This is a genomic window from Cupriavidus mimosae, from assembly GCF_023952485.1.
Classification (GTDB): Bacteria; Pseudomonadota; Gammaproteobacteria; order Burkholderiales; family Burkholderiaceae; genus Cupriavidus; species Cupriavidus taiwanensis_C.
In genome coordinates, this window is the sequence record NZ_JALHRY010000001.1 from 477,706 (window position 1) to 498,926 (window position 21,221).

Annotated in this window: 14 protein-coding genes; 11 read left to right on the top strand and 3 right to left on the bottom strand. The window is 67.4% G+C overall.

The features are described from left to right. The first annotated feature begins 56 nt into the window (after nt 1-56). From MKD50_RS02110 to MKD50_RS02130, 5 genes are all read left to right on the top strand, one after another. The gene (locus tag MKD50_RS02110) at nt 57-2,642 is read left to right on the top strand and encodes a fimbria/pilus outer membrane usher protein (protein WP_252666239.1); all 2,586 of its coding nucleotides are present in this window, start codon (nt 57-59) and stop codon (nt 2,640-2,642) included. 172 nt (nt 2,643-2,814) lie between these two features. Beyond that, complete coding sequence (locus tag MKD50_RS02115) at nt 2,815-6,207, top strand: ATP-binding protein (RefSeq protein ID WP_252666240.1); 3,393 nt, start codon at nt 2,815-2,817, stop codon at nt 6,205-6,207. Nucleotides 6,208-6,339: 132 nt separating this feature from the next. After that, on the top strand, nt 6,340-6,981 hold the full coding sequence (locus MKD50_RS02120) for a response regulator (protein ID WP_115701824.1): 642 nt from the start codon (nt 6,340-6,342) through the stop codon (nt 6,979-6,981). A 198-nt stretch (nt 6,982-7,179) separates the two neighbouring features. Next, nucleotides 7,180-7,887 (top strand): response regulator transcription factor, encoded by a 708-nt coding sequence (locus tag MKD50_RS02125; protein ID WP_252666241.1) that lies wholly within the window; start codon nt 7,180-7,182, stop codon nt 7,885-7,887. A gap of 53 nt (nt 7,888-7,940) precedes the next feature. Next, nucleotides 7,941-11,249, top strand: coding sequence for a hybrid sensor histidine kinase/response regulator (locus tag MKD50_RS02130; protein ID WP_252666242.1), 3,309 nt, complete (start codon nt 7,941-7,943; stop codon nt 11,247-11,249). A gap of 24 nt (nt 11,250-11,273) precedes the next feature. Here MKD50_RS02130 and MKD50_RS02135 read toward each other — a convergent pair whose 3' ends face one another. Next, nucleotides 11,274-12,218 carry a LysR family transcriptional regulator gene (locus MKD50_RS02135; protein ID WP_252666243.1) on the bottom strand — a complete coding sequence of 315 codons (945 nt, stop codon included), beginning with the start codon at nt 12,216-12,218 and terminating at the stop codon, nt 11,274-11,276. 118 nt (nt 12,219-12,336) lie between these two features. On the opposite strand from MKD50_RS02135, the gene MKD50_RS02140 reads away from it, so the two are divergent. The 6 genes from MKD50_RS02140 to MKD50_RS02165 all read left to right on the top strand — a co-directional run bounded on the left by MKD50_RS02140 (nt 12,337) and on the right by MKD50_RS02165 (nt 18,417). Then, nucleotides 12,337-13,458 (top strand): pyridoxal-phosphate dependent enzyme, encoded by a 1,122-nt coding sequence (locus tag MKD50_RS02140; protein ID WP_252666244.1) that lies wholly within the window; start codon nt 12,337-12,339, stop codon nt 13,456-13,458. A 26-nt stretch (nt 13,459-13,484) separates the two neighbouring features. Beyond that, nucleotides 13,485-14,453 carry a tripartite tricarboxylate transporter substrate binding protein gene (locus MKD50_RS02145; RefSeq protein WP_240071039.1) on the top strand — a complete coding sequence of 323 codons (969 nt, stop codon included), beginning with the start codon at nt 13,485-13,487 and terminating at the stop codon, nt 14,451-14,453. Between the two features lie 302 nt (nt 14,454-14,755). Next, nucleotides 14,756-15,400 (top strand): DUF1326 domain-containing protein, encoded by a 645-nt coding sequence (locus MKD50_RS02150; protein WP_252666245.1) that lies wholly within the window; start codon nt 14,756-14,758, stop codon nt 15,398-15,400. A gap of 10 nt (nt 15,401-15,410) precedes the next feature. Next, nucleotides 15,411-16,202 (top strand): DUF2182 domain-containing protein, encoded by a 792-nt coding sequence (locus MKD50_RS02155; RefSeq protein WP_252666246.1) that lies wholly within the window; start codon nt 15,411-15,413, stop codon nt 16,200-16,202. 124 nt (nt 16,203-16,326) lie between these two features. Next, nucleotides 16,327-17,922: an MDR family MFS transporter gene (locus MKD50_RS02160; protein ID WP_252666247.1), complete on the top strand. Its 1,596-nt coding sequence runs from the start codon at nt 16,327-16,329 to the stop codon at nt 17,920-17,922. Between the two features lie 33 nt (nt 17,923-17,955). Then, on the top strand, nt 17,956-18,417 hold the full coding sequence (locus tag MKD50_RS02165; protein WP_092310935.1) for a MarR family winged helix-turn-helix transcriptional regulator: 462 nt from the start codon (nt 17,956-17,958) through the stop codon (nt 18,415-18,417). A 36-nt stretch (nt 18,418-18,453) separates the two neighbouring features. Here the strand turns inward: MKD50_RS02165 and MKD50_RS02170 are convergent, their stop codons facing one another. Then, a complete protein-coding gene (locus tag MKD50_RS02170) occupies nt 18,454-19,119 on the bottom strand; it encodes a response regulator (protein ID WP_115701807.1) in 666 nt (221 codons plus the stop codon). Between the two features lie 419 nt (nt 19,120-19,538). Next, nucleotides 19,539-20,498: a LysR substrate-binding domain-containing protein gene (locus tag MKD50_RS02175; protein ID WP_115701805.1), complete on the bottom strand. Its 960-nt coding sequence runs from the start codon at nt 20,496-20,498 to the stop codon at nt 19,539-19,541. Between the last annotated feature and the right edge of the window lie 723 nt (nt 20,499-21,221).

The following is a 21,221-nucleotide window of genomic DNA, read 5'->3' on the forward strand; positions in this document are numbered from 1 at the left end:
GCGCAGGCGGCAGGGGCAAGTGTTGCCCGCGCAGTGCCAGTTATCCGGCATAGACCATGAAAACCCAGAAGACCTCGTCGTTCCCGTCGCGGCTGCGTCCGGCCAGCGCGGTGGTGTTGTCCTTGTTTGCCAGCGTGAATGCATGGGGAGCGGTTGGCGGCCCCGGCGCTTCGACCATGCTCGCCGAAGTCGAGTTCAACGACACCTTCCTGCAGCAGCCGGGCGGCGTCCGCATCGACGTGAGCCGCTTCAACAAGGGCAACGTGGCCTTGCCCGGAAGCTATCGCGCAGAGCTCTACGTGAACGATGCCTGGCTGGGCCGGACCGAGGCGACGCTGCGACAGGTCGGCGACGATACGCGCAACGTGCAGCCCTGCTTCGACCGCGCCGCGGTCGAGCGCATCGGCATCGACCTGTCGAAACTCTCGCCCGAGGCCTCGGCAAAACTGGTGGCGGGCTGCGTGGCGCTGCCCGAGCTGGTGCCCGATGCCACCGCCAGCTTCGACAACGGCGAGCAGCGGCTGGACGTGTCCGTGCCCCAGATTGCCATGTCGCGCACGGCGCGCGGCTATGTCGATCCCAAGTACTGGGACGAGGGCGTCACCGCGGCGCGGCTGCAGTACAACGCCAACGTCTACCACTCGGATGCGGCGGGGTTCTCGACCACGCAGAGCTACGTCGGGCTGAACGCAGGCTTCAATTTCGGCGGCTGGCGCTTCCGCCATGTCGGCAACCTGACCCATGGCGATTTCGAGGGCAGCCGCTACCAGAGCGTGCAGACTAGCCTGCAGCGCTCGCTGGCGCCGATCCGCAGCCAGCTGGTGATCGGCGAGGCCTATACCGACGGGGCCCTGTTCGACAGCTTTGGGTTTCGCGGCGTGCAGATTGCCGGCGACGACCGCATGTACCCGGAATCGCAACGCGGCTATGCGCCGGTCGTGCGCGGCATTGCCAACAGCAATGCCAGGGTGCAGGTGCGCCAGAGCGGCAACATCATTTACGAAACCACGGTGGCGCCGGGCGCGTTCGAGATTACCGACCTGTATCCGACCGGATATGGGGGCGACCTCGAACTGGTGATCACCGAAGCCGACGGCAACGTGCGCATCTCGCGCCTGCCTTTTGCCGCGGCCGTCAATGCGCTGCGCCCGGGCATCACGCGCTACAGCATTACCGTGGGGCAATACCGCAATGTCTCGCTCCACAGCCGGCCGATGATGATGCAGGCCACGGTCCAGCATGGCATCAGCAATATGGTGACGGGCTACGGCGGCTTTATCGTGGCGCAGGACTACACCGCGGTGATGGGCGGCGGGGCGCTGAACACTGACCTGGGCGCCTTCGGTGCCGACATCACGCAAGCCTGGACCACGCTGCAGGAGGCGGGCGGGCGCGAAGGCCAGAGCCTGCGGCTGTCTTACAGCAAGCTGGTGGCGCCGACCAACACCAACCTGACCCTGGCCGCCTACCGCTACTCCAGCAGCGGCTACCTCAGCATGTCCGATGCCATGGCGCTGCGCGACCTGGAACAGCGCGGCATGGCCGCGGGCATGTTCATGGGCGGGATCCAGCGCGGCCGGCTGCAGGTGACCATCAACCAGATGCTGCCGCAAGGCTACGGCTCGTTCTACCTGACCGGGTCCACGCAGAACTACTGGAACCGCAGCGGCAGCGACACCCAGTTCCAGGCGGGCTACAACAACAGCTACAAACGCATCAACTACGGGGTCTCGGCGTCGCGCCAGTTCAATGTCAATGCGGGCAAATGGGATAACCGGGTGATGCTCACGGTGGGCATCCCGCTGGGCAGTGGCCAGCATGCGCCGTACTCGATGACCAGCCTGTCGCACGACTCCGCTGGCGGTACCTCGCTGCAGGAATCGGTGTCCGGCACGCTCGGCGACGACAACGCCTTCACCTACGGCATCAATGCCGGCTACACCGGCGGCGGCAACAGCACCGACACCGCCACCGTGGGCGCGAACGTCGGCTATGTGTCGCCATTTGCCACCGTCACCGCCAGCGCCAGCAAGGGCCGCAACTACTCGCAGGCCGGCTTCGGCATCAGCGGCGGCATCGTTGCCTATGCCGGCGGCGTGGCGTTCACGCCGATGCCGGGCGACACCATGGCCATTATCGAGGCCGCGGACGCAGCCGGCGCGCGCGTGACCAATGGCAGCGGCCTGCGCGTGGACCCGTGGGGCCACGCCCTCGTGCCGAGCCTGACGCCGTTCTCCCGCAACCAGATCGAGATCGATCCCAAGGGGCTGCCGCTCAGCGTGGCGCTGAAGACTACGCAGCAAAACACCGCACCCACCGCGGGCGCCATCGTGAAGATGAAGTTCGAGACCGAGAACCCCGGGCGCGCAGCGATCCTGCGGGTCATGGGCCCGGATGGGGCGCCGCTGCCGTTCGGGGCGGAGGTCACCGATGCGCAGGGCCAGGCGGCCGGCACCGTCGGGCAGGGCGGACGCCTGATCGTGCGCGGGCTGAAGCAGGACCGCGGCGAACTGCTGGTGAAATGGGGCAGCGATGCGAAATCCTCGTGCGCGCTGCGCTATGCGCTTCCGCCGGAAACGGCGCGCCCGGCCAATCCGCTGGCAGTGCTTGACGCGGCCTGCGTGGCATCGGCGGCGCGCTGACCCGGGGCCATGACGTCGTCCATGGCCCGCCAGCCATCGCGACACGGCGGCGTGCCAGGAAGAGCCGGGATGTTGATGCATAATCCATAGGCAATTCCCCGGCCATCGGGCGCCGGAAGACGGCCCGGTTCCCGAGCCGCGTCAGGCAGGTTGCTGAGAAGGAGTTTCGCCAATGCCCAATTGGCTGTCTCGCGCAAGCAAGCAGTTTCCCGGTCGCCTTCTCGCCGTCGTTGCCGCCCTGCTGATCGTGGTCATCAGCGGCTGCCTCGCCTTGTTTCTGCATAGCCGGTTCCAGCGCGTCGTCTGGGAGCAGGCATGGGCCGCGCGCCAGCACTTTGGCGCCGTGCTGGCGGCCAAGGCCATCCACGAGTACTTTATCCGGCGCATGGCCGAGATTACCGGGCCAGAGTACCGGCTGGTGCGCAGCGACCGGCCCGCGACCCAGCTGGAAGCCTTGCTGATGGCCGTGCCCGCGGGCAGCGCGCGAGCCGTCGACTTGCCCGGGCTGATCAATCCCGCGACCCTGATGCGCGGCGCGCCGGTGCCGGGCGCCGACCGCTCCGCGGCGGTGTCGCACATCATCCGCTTTGCCATCTTCGAGCGCGCGTACTGGGGCACGGCGCCGCAGGGCGTGCGCTCGGTGTTTCTGCTGGCGGACGGCAGCGAGGCGCTGGTGACCCCCGCGCTGCCGGCGGCGCTGCCGCTGAGCGGGCCGCTGGTTGCCGATGCCGTCAGCAACTGGGCCAAGGCGCTGGCGCGCCGGTCGCGCGAGGCGCGGGCCTCGACGCCGGCGAGCACGCCGCTGTGGGCCGGTCCCTATCCGGGCCTGATCGGCCAGGAAACCATGCTGAGCTGCTTCCTGCCCGTTCGCAACGCCACCGGAACGCTGCTCGGCTATACCGCGACCGCCATTCCGATCCGCACCCTGATGGGCGATGTCAGCCTGCCGGGGGCCACCCAAGCGGTGCAGCAGGTATCGGGCAAGCGCGCCGTGTTCTTCGATGAGCGCGGCAAGCTGCTGTTCCAGGGCCGCGATGCCGGCTGGCTGCACACGCAGGCCATGAGCGACCGCGTCGCGCGCGAACTGGCCGCCGGCGAGCAGGGCGTGGCCTACTGGTTCGAGCAAGGCAGCCTGATGATCGGTAGCATGGCGCGCGACCACGGCTGGCGCGCGGCCTATGCCTATCCGCTGTCGCGAGGCCTGGCCGACCACGGGCTGGCGCTGGGCGTGGCGCTGCTGCTCTATGGGCTCGGCGTCGCCGCGGTGCTGCAAGGCGCGCGCATGGTCCGGCGCCGGGTCCTGGTGCCGATGCAGCGCAACGCCGAGCGCATCGAGGACAGCGAGCGCTTCAACCGCACGGTGATGCAGGCCGCGCCGGTGGGCCTGCGGGTGGTGCGCACCGCCGATGCGCATGTGCGCGCCGAGAACGCGCTGGCCGCGCAATGGCTGCCGCTCGATGCGCGCACGCAAGGCCGGCCATGGCTGGACGCCATCCTGGCGCGGCGCGGCGAAACGCCCGTGCGTCTGGAGGTGCGGGTGCCTGCCGGCGCCGGCGGCGCGCGCGATGTGCTGGTGGTCGGCCGCCGTACCCGCTTCGAGGGCGAGGACGTGTTGCTGTGCGCGATCCATGATGTCACGGAAGAACGCGAGGCGAACCGCAAGCTGGCCCGCGCGCGCCAGCTTGCCGACGAGGCCAGCGCCACCAAGCTGCGCTTTCTGGCCACCATGAGCCATGAGATCCGCACGCCGTTGTACGGCATGCTGGGCACGCTGGAACTGCTGTCGCTGACAGCCCTGGGGCACAGCCAGCTTGAGATGCTTTCGACCATCCAGTCTTCGTCGCAGCTGCTGCTGCAGATCCTGGACGACCTGCTCGACTACTCGCGCGCGGAAGCGGGCCAGATGCAGCTGGACAGCGTGCCGTTCGATCCGGTCGACCTGCTCGAGTCGACGGTGCGGGCGCACGCGCCGATCGCACTGCAAAAGGGGATTGCGCTGTCGTGCTATCCGGAGCCGGGCCTGCCGTGCCTGGCAGGCGACCCCGTGCGGGTGCGCCAGATCATCGGTAACCTGCTCGGCAATGCGCTGAAGTTCACCGCCACGGGCCATGTCATCGTGCGCCTGGGGCGCGCGCCGCGCGAAGAGGGAACCGCTGTGCCGGAGGCTGCCGACCCTGCAGGCACGATCACGATCCAGCTCGAGGTGGCGGATACCGGGCCGGGCATCGCGCCCGAAGTACAGGAAAAACTGTTCGAGCCATTCGTGCAGGCCGACCCGTCCACCGCCAGGCGGTATGGCGGCACGGGCCTGGGCTTGTCGATCTGCCGGCGGCTGGCCGCGCTGATGAATGGCAGCGTTTCGGTGCACAGCGAGCCCGGCAAGGGCAGCGTGTTCCGGGTCTTGCTGCGGCTGCCGCAGGCGGGGCCGCGCCCGGCGCTGGAACCGGTGCTGCCGCCGGTGGCCGTGCTGACCGAGGACGACGAGATCCGCAACCATGCCATCGAGACCCTGCGCGCGACGGGGTGCAAGGCGATCGCCTGCGACGGGCCCGCGCCGGAACCCGGCATGGTGCTGTTCGTCGCCACCCGCCGTATCGCGGCGATTCCGCAGGGCTATGCCGGCGTGGTGTTCGGACGTGCCGATGGCCCGGCTGAACCGCAGCTCGCCGGCGGCAGCTGGCTGGTCAATGCCTATCACCAGGCCGGCATCCTGCGCGCGCTGTGCCTGGCCGCCGGCATGAAGCCGGCGAGCGCGCCGCCAGCGGCGACAGCAGCCAATCCCGTGCCCCAGCTGGGCCTGGAGATTCTGGTGGTCGACGATCATCCCTACAACCGGCTGCTGATGCAGCAGCAGCTCGACCGCCTTGGCTGCCGCGCCACGCTGGCGAGCGGCGGTGAAGAAGCGCTGGCGCTGTGGCAGCAGCGCACCTTCGACCTGGTGCTCACCGATGTCCACATGCCCGGCATGGACGGCAATGAACTGAGCCGCAGGCTGCGGGCGCAAGGGGTGACCGTACCGATCGTCGGGCTGACCGCGAGCATCGCGCAGGGCGAGGCGGAGCGCTGCCTGGAAGCCGGCATGGACCGTTACCTGTTCAAGCCCGTCTTGCTCGGTCCCCTGGCCGAGTGCCTGCGGGCAGTGCTGCCGGCACATGCGGCCGGGCAGGTGCGATCGGCCGACGACGAAGCGGGGTTGCCGCGAATCCCTGACAGCGCCGCCAGCCTGGCGCTGCTGGCGCATACCATGCGCGACGATTTCGCGGCACTGTCCGCTGCCGCGCGCAGCGGGGAATGGCAGGCGATCCGCCACCACGTCCATCGCATGCGCGGCGCCATGGCACTGGCCGCAGACGGCGAAGAAATCGTCGCGTTGTGCCGGGAACTGGAACTGGATGTGGCGCAGGCGCAGGAGGCCGTGCAGGCCCATGTCGACAACCTGGCTTTGTATCTTGCAGCGTACTTCGACGAGCCCGAGGATCCGGCAAGCGGACAGAAATGCAGCCAGAACGGCAGCAAAAGCGGCAGCCGGAACGGCCATCCTGGCGATTGGCGGAGTACTATTTAAGGAATACCTTAATTCGGGTTTTTCGGAAGACTCCTAATATTCAAGTCAGCGAAGATGACCGGTATTGAATACCGGCTCAGTTCTTAGGCACACCGCTGCGTGGCCATGGAACCGAAAAATCAGGGGGTAAGAATGATCAAAATAATCATCGCCGATGACCACCCCGTCGTCCTTGACGGAATGAGTCGTGTGCTGGCCCTCGAAGTGGGCATGCAGGTCGTGGGCAGCGCCACCAATTCGACGCAACTGGTATCGTTGCTTGAAAGCACCGACTGCGACGTCATCGTCACCGATTACTCCATGCCCGGCGGGCAGTTTGGCGATGGCCTGCCGATGCTGCAGATGCTGCGGCGCCGCTATCCCACCACGCGCATCGTGGTCATGACCATGCTGGATAATCCGGCGCTGATCCGCAATATCCAGAAAGTCGGAATTTCGGTGATCCTCAACAAGACCGATCCGGTCCAGGAACTGATTCCCGCGGTGCGCGCCGCGTTCAGCGGCCTGAGCTACCAGCCGGCCTCGGTGCGCGCCATTCTTGCCTCGGGCGGGCTCGATGAACTGTCGCGCCGGCCGATCCTGACGCGCCGGGAACTTGAAGTGATCCGCCAGTGCGCGGCCGGCGTGCCGGTCATCGAGATTGCGCGCCAGGCCAATCGCAGCAGCAAGACCATCAGCGCGCAAAAAAGCATTGCCATGAAAAAGCTGGGCCTGGCAAACGATTATGAGCTTTACGAATATGCCCGCACCAACGGCCTGCTTGGCGGTGCGTAATAATCGCGGCCGCGTGAGCAATCCAGGTTAGGCTTCCTTTTTTCCCCTCGCTCTTCCCCTCTCTCTTTTTCACCGCCGATTTGCGCGCGGCGCTGACTCGCGCCGTTATTGCCGGCCTGCGCGCGGCCGCGCGGCCCCTCGGCAGCTGCTGATCAGAAAATACCGCGGACATTTCAGGCTTGGCTGATTTCGAAAGCCATGCGCATGGCCCATCCTGAGACCGGGACAACGCTGGAGCGTAAAGCGGTCATGAAAAAAATCCGGGTGATCGTCGCGGACTCGCAACCCGTGATGCGGCGGCTGTTGGGCCGGCGGCTCGAGGCCAGCGCCTGCATTGAACTGGCAGGCCTGGTCGCCGACGAGCGCGGCCTGGTGCAGGCGCTGGGGCACGGCGTTTGCGACGTGGTGGCACTGCGGTTCCCGCTCGGCACCGGCAACGATGCGCGTTCCGGCAGCTACGCGCGCCTGGGTGCGCGGCTCGCCTCGCTGGGCCGGCAACGCGTGGTCGCGATCGCCAATATCGCGGACCGCGCCGGCGTGCTGCAACTGATCAAGGATGGCTGCCGCAATGTCGTGACCGCCCGCGACCACGCCGACGAGGTCGTGAAGGCGGTGCGGATGGCACACCTGGATCTGGCTTCGGTGTCGGAAATCGCCTGTGACCTGATCTGGGGCCGGCGCTGCCGCGGCCTTGGCGACTTCGACGACTGGGCCGAACTGCTCACTACCCGCGAAAGCGAAGTGCTGCGGCTCTATCTGTCCGGCCTGTCCGTGACCGAAATCGCGGTGCGGACCGGGCGCACCGTCAAGACCATCAGTACGCAGAAGCAGAGCGTCATGCGCAAGGTCGGCGCCGACAACGACGTCGAGCTCGCCGCCTTCGCCATCCAGCGCGGCATGTTGTGAGAAGCCCGGCGCAGCACGCGCCCGGGCCGGTCGAGGTGATTACGAGGTAAGCAATGAAAAGGCTGATGCCGGCCGACACCAGCGCCGCATTGCCGTTGAGCATTCGCCAGATCCGCTATCTGGTCTATCTGTTCTCGGCCTGCGTGGTGGGCCTGACCGTATTGTCCTGGGGCGTGCTGCTCCATTACCGCCTGCGCGAGGCGATCGACCGGCAGGGCATGGTGCTGCACGCGCAGTCCGAACAGCTGCAGTCCACGCTGCACTTGGCCGAGGCGCTGACCGTGCGCGCACAGGGATCGCTGGCGCGGCTGTCCGATATCGGCCTCGCCGACGATGTCGCGGCGGTCAGCGACGCGCAATGGTCCGAGCGCCTGCAGCGCCGCGGCGACCGGCCCTACATCGCGTTGCTGGTGCCGCCCGCGCCAGCCAGCCAGCCTGGCAAGCGGCTGAAGGACCTGGCCCACGTCATGACGTTCACCTTCCGCGTCAACAACCTGCAATACCGCGATGTGCAGAACGCTTACCTGATCGACCTGCACGCCGACCAGCTGTACGTCATTCCGCGCCGGCTGAATCCGGCGCGCATGCTGTTGCAGCGCGATGACGCGCGCCAGGTATTTCTGCGCAATACCCTGCAGCGCCTGCGCGGCGATGCGCTGGTGGCGCGCCTGCGCGCATACCCGGGCCAGGCGGTGATGCTGGCGCCGGCACAGGACTGGATCAGCGGCATCCGCACGGTCACCTTTGCCACCCTGGTGCAGGACGGCGGCGAGCCGGCAGCGGTGCTGGCGATGGAGTTCCCGCTGTCCCCGATGCTCCCCGACGACCCGCCCGAGGATAGCGACTTCATGCTGCTGACCGATGCCGGCATGGTGCTGGGCGCCGACGGCATGCCGGCCGGCCCGCTCGCGGCGCCCGTCGCCGCGGCGCTTGCGGCCGGCGGCGCGCGGCCGGGCACGGTGCGTTCATCGCTGGTGCGGTACGGGCTGCTGCGGCACGTGGTGGTGCTGGACTATCCGCTCGACGCCTGGGGCTGGCGCACCGTGAGCGTGGTCGATCTCGGCCGCGTGTGGCGGCAGTTCCGGGAGAACACGCTGTGGATGGTGGGGCTGACCGGTTCGCTGTCGCTGCTGATCTTCGCGTGGATCTGGCTGATCGACCGGCGCATCATGCGGCCGGCGCAACGCCAGTCCCGGCGCTTGCAGGAAAGCGATGCGCTGGGTCGCTTCGTGATCGAAGTGGCGGGCGTGGGCCTGATGATCGTCGAGCGCAACACGCGCCAGGTGCTGCTGTCCAATGCCGCGGCCCAGGCACTGATCGACCAGGCCACGCCCGCCGGGCTGGCGCAGTTGCAGGACGCCTGCGAAGCGCGCCTGGCCAGCTGCGGTGCCAGCGCCGAAGGCCCGCCGCAGGTGCTGCCTTGCTTCGATGTCGACATGGCTTGCAGCAACGGCGAGACGCGCTACCTGGAAGTGCGCCTGGTACAGATCACCTACGAAGTCCGCGCGGCCCTGCTGTGCGCGCTCAATGACGTTACCGAGGCGCGCCGCGGCGAGGCGCGCCTGCACGAGGCGATCCGCGCGGCGGATGCCGCCAACCGGGCCAAGTCCGCGTTCCTGGCCACCATGAGCCACGAAATCCGCACACCCCTCAACGGCATGCTGGGCAGCATCGAACTGCTGAGCCTGACCCGGCTCGAGCCGCGCCAGCGCGATCAGCTGGCCGTAATGCAGCACGCCTCGCAATCGCTGATCGACATCATCAACGACGTGCTCGACTTCAGCAAGATCGAGGCCGGGCAAATGTCGCTGCAGCCGCGGCCGTGCCGGCTTGACGAGGTGGTCGAGGAAGTGACCCGGGGCTTTGCCGCCGAAGCCGCGCGCAAGCACCTGCGCCTGCTGTGCATCAACGATCCGTCGCTGTCCGAACCGGTGATGGCCGATGTGGTCAAGCTGGAGCAGATCCTGAACAACCTGGTCAGCAATGCGGTGAAGTTCACCGAGCAGGGCAAGGTGATCGTCACGGCCAGGCGCATGCGGCCTGCCCAGGGCGGCGGCGCCGAAGGCGTCGAGATCCGCGTGGTCGATACCGGCATCGGCATTGCGGCGCACGACCAGCGCCGCCTGTTCGAGCCGTTCGTGCAGGCCGAGCAGCCCGATACGCGCCACTATGGCGGCACCGGCCTGGGTTTGTCGATCTGCAGGCGGCTGGTCGAACTGATGCGCGGCGAGATCCGCGTGGTCAGCGAGCCGGGCCTGGGCAGCTGCTTTATCGTCTGCCTGCCGCTGGCCAGCGCCGGCATCGCGACGCCAGCGCAGCCCTGGCCGCAGGCCGCGCTGCGCGGCCTGAGCGTCGGCCTGAACGTCACCTTGCAGGAGCTTTACCAGGGCGTCGAGCAGTTGCTGCGGTACTACGGCGCACGCGCGGTCCGGTACGATCCCGGCGCGCCCCCGGTGACGCCGGTCGACGTGCTGGTCTGCGACGAAGAGGCGCTGTCGGCCTGCCCCGATGCCGATGTGGTGATTTCCGCGCTGGCACCGATCGCGCCGGACCTGGCCCAGACCCCCGTGGTGGCCTCGCCTTACGCCTGGCAGGGCCTGGTCGCCGCGATCGCGGCCGCGGCGGGCGCGGAGATGGAGGCGGTGCCCGCCGCGGCGCCGGTTCGCGCCGAGGCGCCGGCGGCGCAGCTGGCCTTGCTGCTGGTGGAAGACCATCCCATCAACCAGGTGGTCATGCGCGAGCAGCTGGAAAGCCTGGGGCAAACGGTCGACCTGGCCCACGACGGTCCCGAGGCCCTGTCGCTGGCGTCGGGCCGGCACTATGACCTGATCCTGACCGACCTGCAGATGCCGGGCATGGACGGCTTCACGCTGGCGCGGCGCTTGCGCGAGGCGGGACACGCCATGCCCCTTGTCGCCATCACGGCGAGCGTGGGACCCGATGTATCCGAGCGCTGCCGGCACGCCGGCATCGACCGCTGCCTGACCAAGCCGGTGGGCCTGGCCACGCTGCGCGAGCTGCTCGAGGACATCTCCGGCAGCCGCGTAGCCGCGCGTACGGAGCCCGACCGGCACGCCGGGGGCGCCGTGCTGCACGCCGATGCGCTGCGCAATGACCAGCGCGCCCTGGCCGAGGCGCTGCGCGCGGGCGATGCCGAGACCTTCGCCGAGCGCCTGCACGGCCTGGCCGGTGCGCTGTCGGTGATGGGCCATCCGGTCCAGAGCCAGGCCTGCCGCTGGCTGGAACAGACCGTGCGGCGCGCGGGGCTGGGTGCCATCGGTGCCGACTGGCAGGCCATCCACGCGGAACTGGAGCAACTGGCGCAGCGGCTGGAAGCGCAGTGCGGCAGCCACGCCGCCTGACATGGCGCTGCGGTCGCGCCTGCCTTACTGCAGATCGGCCAGGCGCTGACGGCACAGGCTCACGAACTGCTGTGCCGCGGTGGATTGGCCCAGGCCCGGATGGAACGCCAGGATGGCGCGGAATCGGACCGGAATGCTCAAAGGGACGCTGCGCAACCCGAGCGCGACGTAGGTGCGGGCGACCAGGGGATTGGTAATGGCCAGGCCCGCGCCGGCCAGCGCCAGGGAACATTGCGTATGGCTGTACGGTGTCGTCGCCACGAAACGCGGCACGATGCCCAGTTCGGCAAAGCATGCCTGCAGCCGGCGTTGCGCGGGATCGCCGGGGTCGAGGCCGATCAGGGGTACGTCGACCAGATCCTCGATGGCTATTTTCGCGCGCGCCGCGAACGGGTGTGTCGCGGGCGCGACGCAAACGGCCTGCACTGCGTAGAACTCGGAAGCAGTCAGTCCGCTGGTGTCCGCTTCGTCGCCCATGAAGGCGATATCGAGCTCGCGCTGAAGCAAGCGCTCGCGCAGGCCGCGGGAACTGTCGACCTCCAGCTGGCAGCGAACGCGCGGATAGCGGTGGACGAAGTCCGCCACCGCCGTCGGCGCGACGCTGGACGCCATGGCGTGCAGCACTCCCACGCGCAGCACCGTATCTTCATGGGCGCGCAGCTGATCGATCCGGCGCTGCACGGCGTCGAGGCCGACATAGACGCGTTCGACTTCGTCCATCAGGGACGCGGCCTCGGGCGTCGGCACCATGCGCCCCTTGCTGCGGTCGAACAGCCTTAGTCGCGCCGCTTTTTCCAGCTGCAGCACGATCTGGGTCACGGCGGGCTGGCTGATATGCAGGGCCTCGGCGGCACGGCGCGCCGATCCCAGGCGCATGACTATGCGGAACACCTCGACCTGCCGGGCGCTGATGCCCGAATCGGCGGCTGTCTCCATCTCTACCCTATAAGTTTTACTTAAGTCGATCATCGGCGCGCCTGCACATAGGCAGCGTGGCCTCGCATAGACTCGTGCCACCTTCACTCCGGCCTTTACCATGCGCGCCAGCGGCAATCTGCCTCAGACCCGACCGCTCATCAACCCGGCAATGCAGGAGCTGCGATGCATTACCTGCCACGCCCGCTATCCGCTCGACGAGATGCCGGAGGGCTGCCCGGCCTGCGCGGTCGCCGGCCATCCAAGCAGCCTTGAGGCGGTCTACGACGCCCAGGCACTGGATTTTGCACCGAAAAGCGGAAGTTATACATGGGGCCACTGGCAGCCCTACCTGGACGGCATGTCACTGGGGGAGGGGGCCACGCCATGCATTCCGGTGCCGGCGCTGGCGTCGCTGGCCGACGTGGCGTCGGTCTGGATCAAGAACGAAGGCGCGAACCCGACCGGCTCGCACAAGGACCGCATGTCGGCGCAGGCCGTCAGCCGGGCCCTCGATATCGGCGCGCGCGAGGTGGTGCTGGCATCCAGCGGCAACGCCGCGGTCTCGGCGGCGGCCTATTGCGCCGCCGCCGGACTGGACTGCGAAGTGGCGACTTACCAGGCGCTGCCCGCCGTGTTCGACGCGGGGTTACGCCATTACGGCGCACGGCGCGTCGTTTGCGATAGCGGTCATACGCGCTGGGCGCATGTGCGCCGGCGCGTACGGGACGACGGTGCCTTTGCGCTGACCAACTACAGCGTGCCGGCGGTCGGCAGCCCCGTATTCGGGGTGGAAGGGTATCGGGCCGTGGCGCTGGAGTGGGTGGCGCAAGGGTGCCGGCCCGACCATGTCATCGTTCCCACCGCGCGCGGCGATTTGTTGTGGGGCATCTACAGCGCGCTGCGGGACCTTGTCGCGCTGGGGCACCTGCCGAAACTGCCGCGACTCTGGGCGGTCGAGCCGTTCCCGCGGCTGTCGCGGGTGCTGGCCGGCGCATCGCAGCAGTCCGACTTCGCCGGCACGACCCTGCAGTTCTCTACCGCCGGCTCCACCGTGACCGCGCAGCAGGTCCTTGCCGTCAGGCGCTCGGGCGGCGGCGCGGTGGTCATCGACGACGCGGCGGCACGCGACGGCACCCGCCATCTCGCCGCCGCGGGATTCTGGGTCGAACTGTGCGCCGGCGCGGGCCTTGCCGCGGCGCAGGCACTACGCGCCGACGGGCACATCGACCGGACGGAAGCCGTGATGCTGATGCTGACCGCGCGCGGCGACCGCGATCCGGGCCAGGCATGAATTTCATACACCTTGGGGAGACAATCATGAAGCTGCGTTACCTGCTGACTGCCATCACCTGCTGCCTCGCGGCCCATATGCCACCGGCGCTGGCCGCCTATCCGGAAAAATCGATCCGGCTGATCGTGCCCTGGGCCGCCGGCGGCAGTACCGATGCGCTGGCGCGTGCGGTCGCGCAGCGCATGAGCGAATCGATGGGCCAGCCCGTGGTGGTCGACAACCGCGCCGGTGCCTCCGGCCGCATCGGTGCCGACACGCTGGCCAAGTCCGCACCGGATGGCTACACGCTGGGCGTGATCGAGCTGGCGCACACCGTTGCGCCATCCGTGTTCCGCCAGATGCCCTACGATGTGTTGCGCGACTTCACGCCGGTGTCACTGCTGGGCGAGGCGCCGCTGGTCCTGTTCGCGGACAGCACGCAGTACCGCGCCGGAGAGATCCAGCGTTTCCTGGCGGACTCGCGCAAGGCGGGAGCGCCGCTGCAGCTGGCCACCAGTGGCAACGGGTCGATCAGCCATCTGGCCGCCAAGATGCTGGAAAGCCAGGCGGGTATCGCGGTCGACCCCGTGCCGTACCGCGGCTCGGCGCCAGCGCTGACCGATGTCTCCGCGCAACTGGTCAAGGGGCATTTCGCCACGCTGGCAAGCGGCAGCAGCCTGCTTGGCGGCAACAAGATCTCGGCGCTGATGGTGACCGGCCCGGCGCGCGTGGCCGCGCTTCCCGGCGTGCCGACCGCCGCCGAAGCCAGGCTCCCGGGCATGCAGGTCAGCCAGTGGTGGGCCCTGGTCGCTCCGGCACGGACACCGACCACGGTGGTGAACCGGCTCGCGGACGAAGTCCGCGCAGCGCTGGCGAGTCCGCAGGCCAAAGCCCGGCTCGACAGCCAGGGCATCGATCTCAAAGCGTCGACCCCCGCCCAACTCGGCGACCGGCTGCGCACCGAGGTGGACCGCTGGGGGAATCTGGTGAAGCAGGCGGGTATTCAACCTGAATAGCAAGAGCCCGGGCGCGACGGGCAATCGCATGCGCATCCGGCGGTAGTCGTATACGGCACGCACATCGCTTGGGACCGGCGTTACGCCCGCTCCGTCCGGCTCAGGCGATAGACGCGTACGCTGTGGGGATCGCCAGCGCCAGCGGGAACAGCAGTACCGCCGGGTGGTGGGTAGGCCAACGCACATGCCTGCACAGCTCTCGTCTTGACTTCCCCTTGCTGCACACTAGATTCAAGCCAGACTGCCCATCGTGCGGGAACGATAAGCAGGCGCTCAAGACGTCAAGCGCAAGGAGGACTGCCATGACCCCCTGGGAAATCCAAGGCACCGAGCTGATCAACTGCAATTGCTCCTATGGTTGCCCATGCCAGTTCAACGCGCTGCCAACCAAGGGCTTCTGCGAAGCAATGGGCGCGATCTCGATCAGCGACGGCTACTATGGCGACGTGCGACTCGACGGCCTAAACATCGCGGTGGTGTTCCAGTGGCCCGGCCCGATCCACGAAGGGAGAGGAAAGTGTCAGCCGATCGTCGACGAACGGGCCAGCCCGGAGCAGCGCGAAGCCGTCCTGAAGATCATGACCGGCCAGGACACCGAGCCGTTCGCGACCATGTTCGCGGTATTCGCGTCGACCCTCGAGCAAGCCTTCGATCCGATCTTCACGAAAATTGATTTCGACGTCGATGTCGACGCCCGCCGCGGCCGGATCCATGTCGAAGGCGTGTTCGACACCGTCGGCGAACCGATCCGCAACCCGGTGACGGGCGCCGAACATCGTGCCCGGATCGATCTGCCGCACGGCTTCGAGTACGAGCTTGCCGAGATCGGCTCCGGCACCAGCCGCTCGCAAGGCAATATCGCCCTGGATCTCAACGGCGCCTACGCGCAGTTCGCACGATTGCACATGAACAACAAGGGGCTGATCCGGCATCGCACTGCCGCATGAGCGGTTTCGCATGAGCAGTCTCGAATACGTCCTCGGACGCGAGCGCGCCATCACGCTATTCGGCATCGTCGTCATTGTCGCGCTGTCGTGGGGCTATCTGTGGACGGGGGCAGGGACCGGCATGTCTGCGCTCGACATGACGGCAGTCACGCTTTTTCCGCATCGGCTGCCCGGTGGCATGGGCGGCATGGATACGCCGTTGTCCACCGTCATCCTGATGTGGTGGGTGATGATGATCGCAATGATGACGCCCAGCGCGGCGCCGGTCGTCTTGCTATATCGGCGGGTATTGCGGCATCACCCCACCTCCGGCGGCGGGTCAGTTGCTACGTCGATACTTCTGCTGGCCGGCTATCTCACCGCATGGCTGGCATTCGCCATCGGCGCGGCATGGCTGCAGCTGGCGCTGCAACCGACCGGCCTCATTTCGGCAATGATGCTGTGGTCGAAGAGCGCATTCCTTTCCGCGAGCGTGCTGCTTGCGGCGGGCGTCTATCAGTTTTCGCCGCTCAAGCACGCTTGCCTGGCGCAGTGCCGCTCGCCGGCAGCGTTCCTGGTCGCGCATTGCCGTCCCGGCGCCGCCGGCAGCTTCTTGCTCGGCCTGCGCCATGGCGCCTACTGCGTGGGCTGCTGCTGGGTGCTGATGGCGTTGCTGTTCGTCGGCGGCATCATGAACATCGTTTGGATCGCCGCGCTGTCCGTGGTGGTCTTCGTTGAAAAGGTCCTGCCCGGCGGCGAGCGCGCCGGCCGTGTGCTGGGGGTCCTGTTGATCGCCTGGGCCGGCGCCACCTTGTTGGCGTAGCGGGGCTTCCGTCCGCTCATGCTCCCCGGGGCGCGGGCATCACAACCGTGCCTGAGGCGGCAAGGCAAGGCCGCAAAAGTTGCCTTATAATTCTTGACAATGCAACGATTGATCGAGCAATAAAATGACCCCCGAACCACAAAGTCCTCAGCCTCCCGGCCAGGTCCTGCCGTTTCGCGAGTCGCTGCTGGCCATGCTGGGCGTGGCCTTCGTGGTGATGCTGGTGGCGCTGGACCAGACCGTGGTCGGCACGGCACTGCCCACGGTGGTGGCGGAACTGCAGGGGTTCGAGTACTACGCGTGGGTCGCCACGGCCTACCTGCTGACCTCGGTGATTACCGTGCCGGTGTTCGGCCGGCTGGGCGACTACTACGGACGCAAGCCCTTCGTGCTGGCCTCGATCGTGGTGTTCTCGGTGGCCTCGGCGCTGTGCGGCATGGCGCCGAACATGCCGTTCCTGGTGGCGGCGCGCGCGCTGCAGGGCATTGGCGGCGGCATGCTGGTCGGTACCGCCTTTGCCTGCATCGCCGACCTGTTTCCGGATTCGCACGTGCGGCTGCGCTGGCAGGTGATGCTGAGCGCGGCGTTTGGCATTGCCAATGCGGTCGGACCGTCGCTGGGCGGCCTGCTGACGGAGTGGTACGGCTGGCGCGCGGTGTTCTACGTCAACCTGCCAGTGGGCGTGCTGGGACTGTGGTTCGCCTGGCGCTACCTGCCGCATCTGCGCCAGCAGGCGCATCGCGGGCCGATCCGCGTGGACTGGCTGGGGGCGCTGCTGATCGCGGCGGGGCTCGGCAGCTTGCAGATGAGCGTGGAGTTGTTGCCGGCGCGGGGGCTCGATGCCTATACCGCGGGCCTGCTCGTGCTGGCGGCGGTGGCACTGGTGGCGCTGTGGCAGTGGGAGCGGCGCTGCGCCAATCCGATCCTGCCAGTCGAAATGTTCCGCGATCCGGGGCTGGCGCCGTTGTTCAAGCTCTCGGTGTTCGCCGGTTTCACCATGTTTGCGCTGCTGCTGTATGCGCCGCTGCTGTTCCAGGGCGGCTTCGGCTACTCGCCCAAGGAGGCGGGGCTACTGATCACGCCGCTGGTGGTCTGCATCACTGTCGGCAGCATCCTTAACGGCCGCATCGTGACGCGCATCCGCCGGCCGAACACCATGCTCTATGCCGGCTTCGGCATGCTGGCGCTGGCATGCCTGGGGCTGTCGCAGGCCACGCGTGGCATGCCGCATGGCGTGCTGATGGCCATCATGCTGGTCGGCGGCCTGGGTCTTGGCTTTATCATGCCCAACCTGACGGTGTTCGCCCAGCAGACCGCGGGGCGCGAGCACCTTGGCATCGCCACGGCCATGCTGCAGTCGCTGCGCATGGTAGGCGGCATGGTTGGCACCGCAATCGTGGGCACGCTGGTGACGCGCAGCTACACCGGCGGTGTTGAGCACGCGCTGGCCGGCGCCAATGCCACCCAGTGGGCGTCGCGCATGGCGGACCCGCAGGTGCTGATCGACAAGGCTTCGCAGCTGGCGCTGCTCGGCCAGCTGGAGCAGGCCGGGCACAATGGCGCATTGCTGCTGGAGCAGGCGCGTGTGTCGCTGGTGGGCTCCATCCACCTTGGCCTGGTGGTGGCGGGGGCGGCGGCCGCGCTGGGGGTGTGGTGCGCGCGCCAGGTGCCGTCGATCAAGCTGACCCGCGGCCCCGCGCCGGCGATGGCGGCGGACTGAAGCACGGACGGCAAATTACCCTGAGGAGAACGGATGGAACTGGAGCGACAGAGCGTGGCCGTATTGCAGCAGTTCGGCCGAACCTACCGCGCCTATGCGGGGGCGTTCGAGCAGCGCATGGGACTACCCTTGCCGCGCTGGCGCATCCTGCATGCGCTGCATCACCAGGAGGGCGCCATCGGCCAGAAGGCGCTGGCCGACCTCGTCGTCATGGACCCTGGTGCGCTGACGCGCCAGCTCAAGGCCATGCAGGAACTGGGCTGGGTCGAGCGCACCACGTCCGAGCGCGACAACCGCGTGACCCATGTCACGCTGTCGCCGGCCGGGCGCGAGGTGGTGGCGCGCGCCATGCCGCTGCGCTCGGCGTTTCTCGAGGACGTGCTGTCCGAGGTCTCGCCCACGACCATGCGCGAACTGTCGCGCGGGCTGGCGCGCCTGGAGGCGGGCATTGCCCACGCGCAGGCCCGCGCGGCGGAGCCGGCCGACGCGGCCTGATGTCGCGACACCGCATGCCATGCGGGGCCGCTGCGCTCAGCCGCTCAGCAGCAGTCCGTTAAGCGCGGCGAACTCGAACAGCTCGCGGTCGTTGGTGACGCCGAGCTTCTGCATGGCGCAATTCTTCTGCCGGCTGATGGTCTTGACGCTGCGGCACAGCTGGATCGCGATCTCGCTGACCGAGCGCCCGGTCAGGTATAGCCGCAGTACTTCCATTTCACGCCGCGACAGGCGATCCGCGCCGGCCCGACCGGCTCCCGCCAGGCTGCCCGGGTCGGCCTGCGACAGCACTTCCATGGCCGACTTGCCGATGTAATGAAAACCGCGCTGGATGCGGTATACCACCGTGACCAGTTCGGTCAGCGGGGCGTCCTTCAGCACCAGTCCGTGCACCTGGGTGTCGAGGATGGAGCGCAGCACCAGCGGGTTGGTGATCATGGTCAGCACGATCACGGCCATCGATGGATGCCGGCGCCGCAGGCTTGCCAGCAGCCGCAGGCCGTCGCTGTTGCGTTCGCCCTGCGCGGGCATGTGGTAGTCCGTGATGACGACGTCGGGGCGCAGGCTGTCGATGCTGTTGAGCAGCGCCGTCGCGCTGGTCACGCTGCCGCAGACTTCCCAGCCGGTCTGGGTGTGCAAGCGGTCGGCGACGGCCGCCGAGACCAGCGGGTGATCGTCGGCAAGCAGGATCCTCAATGCCATCGGGTTGCTCCTCGATTCTTGTTCAGGCGGCGCAGCCTTCGGCAAACGTCAAGAAAACGCCGCACGCCTGGGCGACGTGCGGCGCAAAAATGACGCCAGACATAGAGGCGCCGGACAACTGCTCGCATGACCGCCGGTCCGGGCCAGACGGGAGACGGCCGGACTGCGGCAATGCCATGGCAGCATAGCGGCGAGCCAGTGCGGCGGAACTAGGAGGATTCGTAAATCATGGCCCGAAAAGATCCTTGCGCCATCCGGCGCGCGCGTGTGCAGCGCGGGCCGCTAATTCGAAAATCGATCTCGCGAATGTGATAAACGGCGCGGCTGTCGCCGATCCGTGACAACGGTCCGTGACAAGAAAGGGCGCTGCCGCCTTGCGGCGGACAGCGCCCGTGTGCCGGTTGGTGTCGCGCCTGGCGTCAGGTCGTTGCGGCCTCGGCCGGGACTGGGGGACGCCCGTTGCGGCGCCCGTCGATGGCCTTGAGCGGTTCGCGCAGCACGGCGCTGCCGACTTCCATGACATCGCGCAGCACGCCCTGGTCGCGGCTGCGCTCCGGCCCCCAGAAATGCAGCGCGGCCCATTCGGGGAAGCTGCTTGGTGGCGCCAGCAGCCGGGTCTTGCGCTCACGCGTGACCAGTGGCACGTTGAAATCGAGCACGGGGCAGATGCCGCCGGCGGAATGCAGCAGCGTGATCTGCGTATGCCACGAGGGCACCACCGTCTCGCGATGACCGGGCGTGCTGGCTTGCCGGCTCAGGAAGGTACGCAGCGGGCTGCCGGCCTCGCTGTCTTCTTGCAACAGGATCCAGGCACTCTCGCTCTCATCATGCGTGCCGCCGCGCGTGGCGCTGACCAATCGGCGCGGCGTGGCCATGATGTTGTGCTGGCGCACGCGTTCGGGATCATGGCCGCTGTCGACGACGAAGGCGCAATCGAGTTCGCCGTCACCCAACTGGCCGGCAAGGGCGGCGTCGGCAATCACCGGGCGCGTGACAAAGCTGTCTTGCGGGAACTGCTCGCACAACGCGGTCAGGATCTCGGTGATGACGGGGTCGCCGATCGATGAGGAAAAACCGATGGAGACGCGCCTGCCGTCTTCGCGGCGCTTGCTCAGGCCCGCTTCGCCGGGCCGCACCAGGTGGTTCCATTTCGCCAGGATCTGGCGCGCCGTCTGTTCCAGTCGCAGCGCGTGCGGGGTGGGCTCGAGCATGCCGTTGCGTTTGACGAACAACGGGTCGCCGGTGATCTCGCGCAAGCGCGCCAGGCTGTAGGCCACCGTGGGCACGCGTCCTTGGGTGCAAGCCGCAACTGCACTCAGGTCACGGTACTCCATGACCAGAACAAAGACATGCAACAACTTAGTGCTGACATGACGCATTCCGACTTCTCCCGATACATGACTTCGCTTTCTTCTTCCTTGTCGGTCTGATGCAAACAGCGATGCGCCAGTGATGGTGCGCATGAAACCAGGGCGAGCCGTCAGCCACGCCACGGGAGCCAAGTGGGCCAGCATGAAGTCCCGCACGCAAGGCTCCGGCAGGATGTTTCACTACACGCGTGACATGCCAGTGTCCACGTAGTCTGGATCCGCAGCTTAGCGACTCTTTGATCCGTCAAATCCGGCGCATGCCGAGGGCCGGAATGGGTGTACCGGCATGCTGGGCGACTTCTGCATGGTGCGCGCTGCCGGACCGCGCTTCTGCCGGCGCCGCTTAGGCCCCGTGCGAAGGCGTGTGAAATTTAGTTATGCCGAGGAATCTTAATACATGCTTAGAAAAAGTCATAGAAACTTGAATTGATGGCAGACCTGACAAATCTTTTTCCTGGTCTTTGTATCGCGCCCCAGACATGGCTTGCTGTCGCCGTTTGCGGGCAGGTTTGGCGCCAAATACCAGTTCTGGGTGACGGTATTTCATCCCCCGCTTGGGTGACATTTGCATGCAATCAGTTCATGCAATTTCCAAATTGGAATAACGAAATTTGGTGACGCATGCCAATGGCTGCCACCGGTGCGCAGCGATAATTTTCTTAACTCGCACTGCGAAGACACTGAATTGCCTTTTGCGGCGACCGTGGGCTAACTTACCGCGAGAGTCGGCAC

Excerpts from the sequence above, each read along its gene's own strand:
- MKD50_RS02160 (WP_252666247.1), top strand. The coding sequence starts at position 16,327 with ATGACCCCCGAACCACAAAGTCCTCAGCCTCCCGGCCAGGTCCTGCCG.
- MKD50_RS02125 (WP_252666241.1), top strand. The coding sequence starts at position 7,180 with ATGCGCATGGCCCATCCTGAGACCGGGACAACGCTGGAGCGTAAAGCG.
- MKD50_RS02115 (WP_252666240.1), top strand. The coding sequence starts at position 2,815 with ATGCCCAATTGGCTGTCTCGCGCAAGCAAGCAGTTTCCCGGTCGCCTT.
- MKD50_RS02135 (WP_252666243.1), bottom strand. The coding sequence starts at position 12,218 with ATGATCGACTTAAGTAAAACTTATAGGGTAGAGATGGAGACAGCCGCC.
- MKD50_RS02175 (WP_115701805.1), bottom strand. The coding sequence starts at position 20,498 with ATGCGTCATGTCAGCACTAAGTTGTTGCATGTCTTTGTTCTGGTCATG.
- MKD50_RS02110 (WP_252666239.1), top strand. The coding sequence starts at position 57 with ATGAAAACCCAGAAGACCTCGTCGTTCCCGTCGCGGCTGCGTCCGGCC.
- MKD50_RS02170 (WP_115701807.1), bottom strand. The coding sequence starts at position 19,119 with ATGGCATTGAGGATCCTGCTTGCCGACGATCACCCGCTGGTCTCGGCG.
- MKD50_RS02165 (WP_092310935.1), top strand. The coding sequence starts at position 17,956 with ATGGAACTGGAGCGACAGAGCGTGGCCGTATTGCAGCAGTTCGGCCGA.
- MKD50_RS02130 (WP_252666242.1), top strand. The coding sequence starts at position 7,941 with ATGAAAAGGCTGATGCCGGCCGACACCAGCGCCGCATTGCCGTTGAGC.
- MKD50_RS02120 (WP_115701824.1), top strand. The coding sequence starts at position 6,340 with ATGATCAAAATAATCATCGCCGATGACCACCCCGTCGTCCTTGACGGA.
- MKD50_RS02155 (WP_252666246.1), top strand. The coding sequence starts at position 15,411 with ATGAGCAGTCTCGAATACGTCCTCGGACGCGAGCGCGCCATCACGCTA.
- MKD50_RS02145 (WP_240071039.1), top strand. The coding sequence starts at position 13,485 with ATGAAGCTGCGTTACCTGCTGACTGCCATCACCTGCTGCCTCGCGGCC.
- MKD50_RS02140 (WP_252666244.1), top strand. The coding sequence starts at position 12,337 with ATGCAGGAGCTGCGATGCATTACCTGCCACGCCCGCTATCCGCTCGAC.
- MKD50_RS02150 (WP_252666245.1), top strand. The coding sequence starts at position 14,756 with ATGACCCCCTGGGAAATCCAAGGCACCGAGCTGATCAACTGCAATTGC.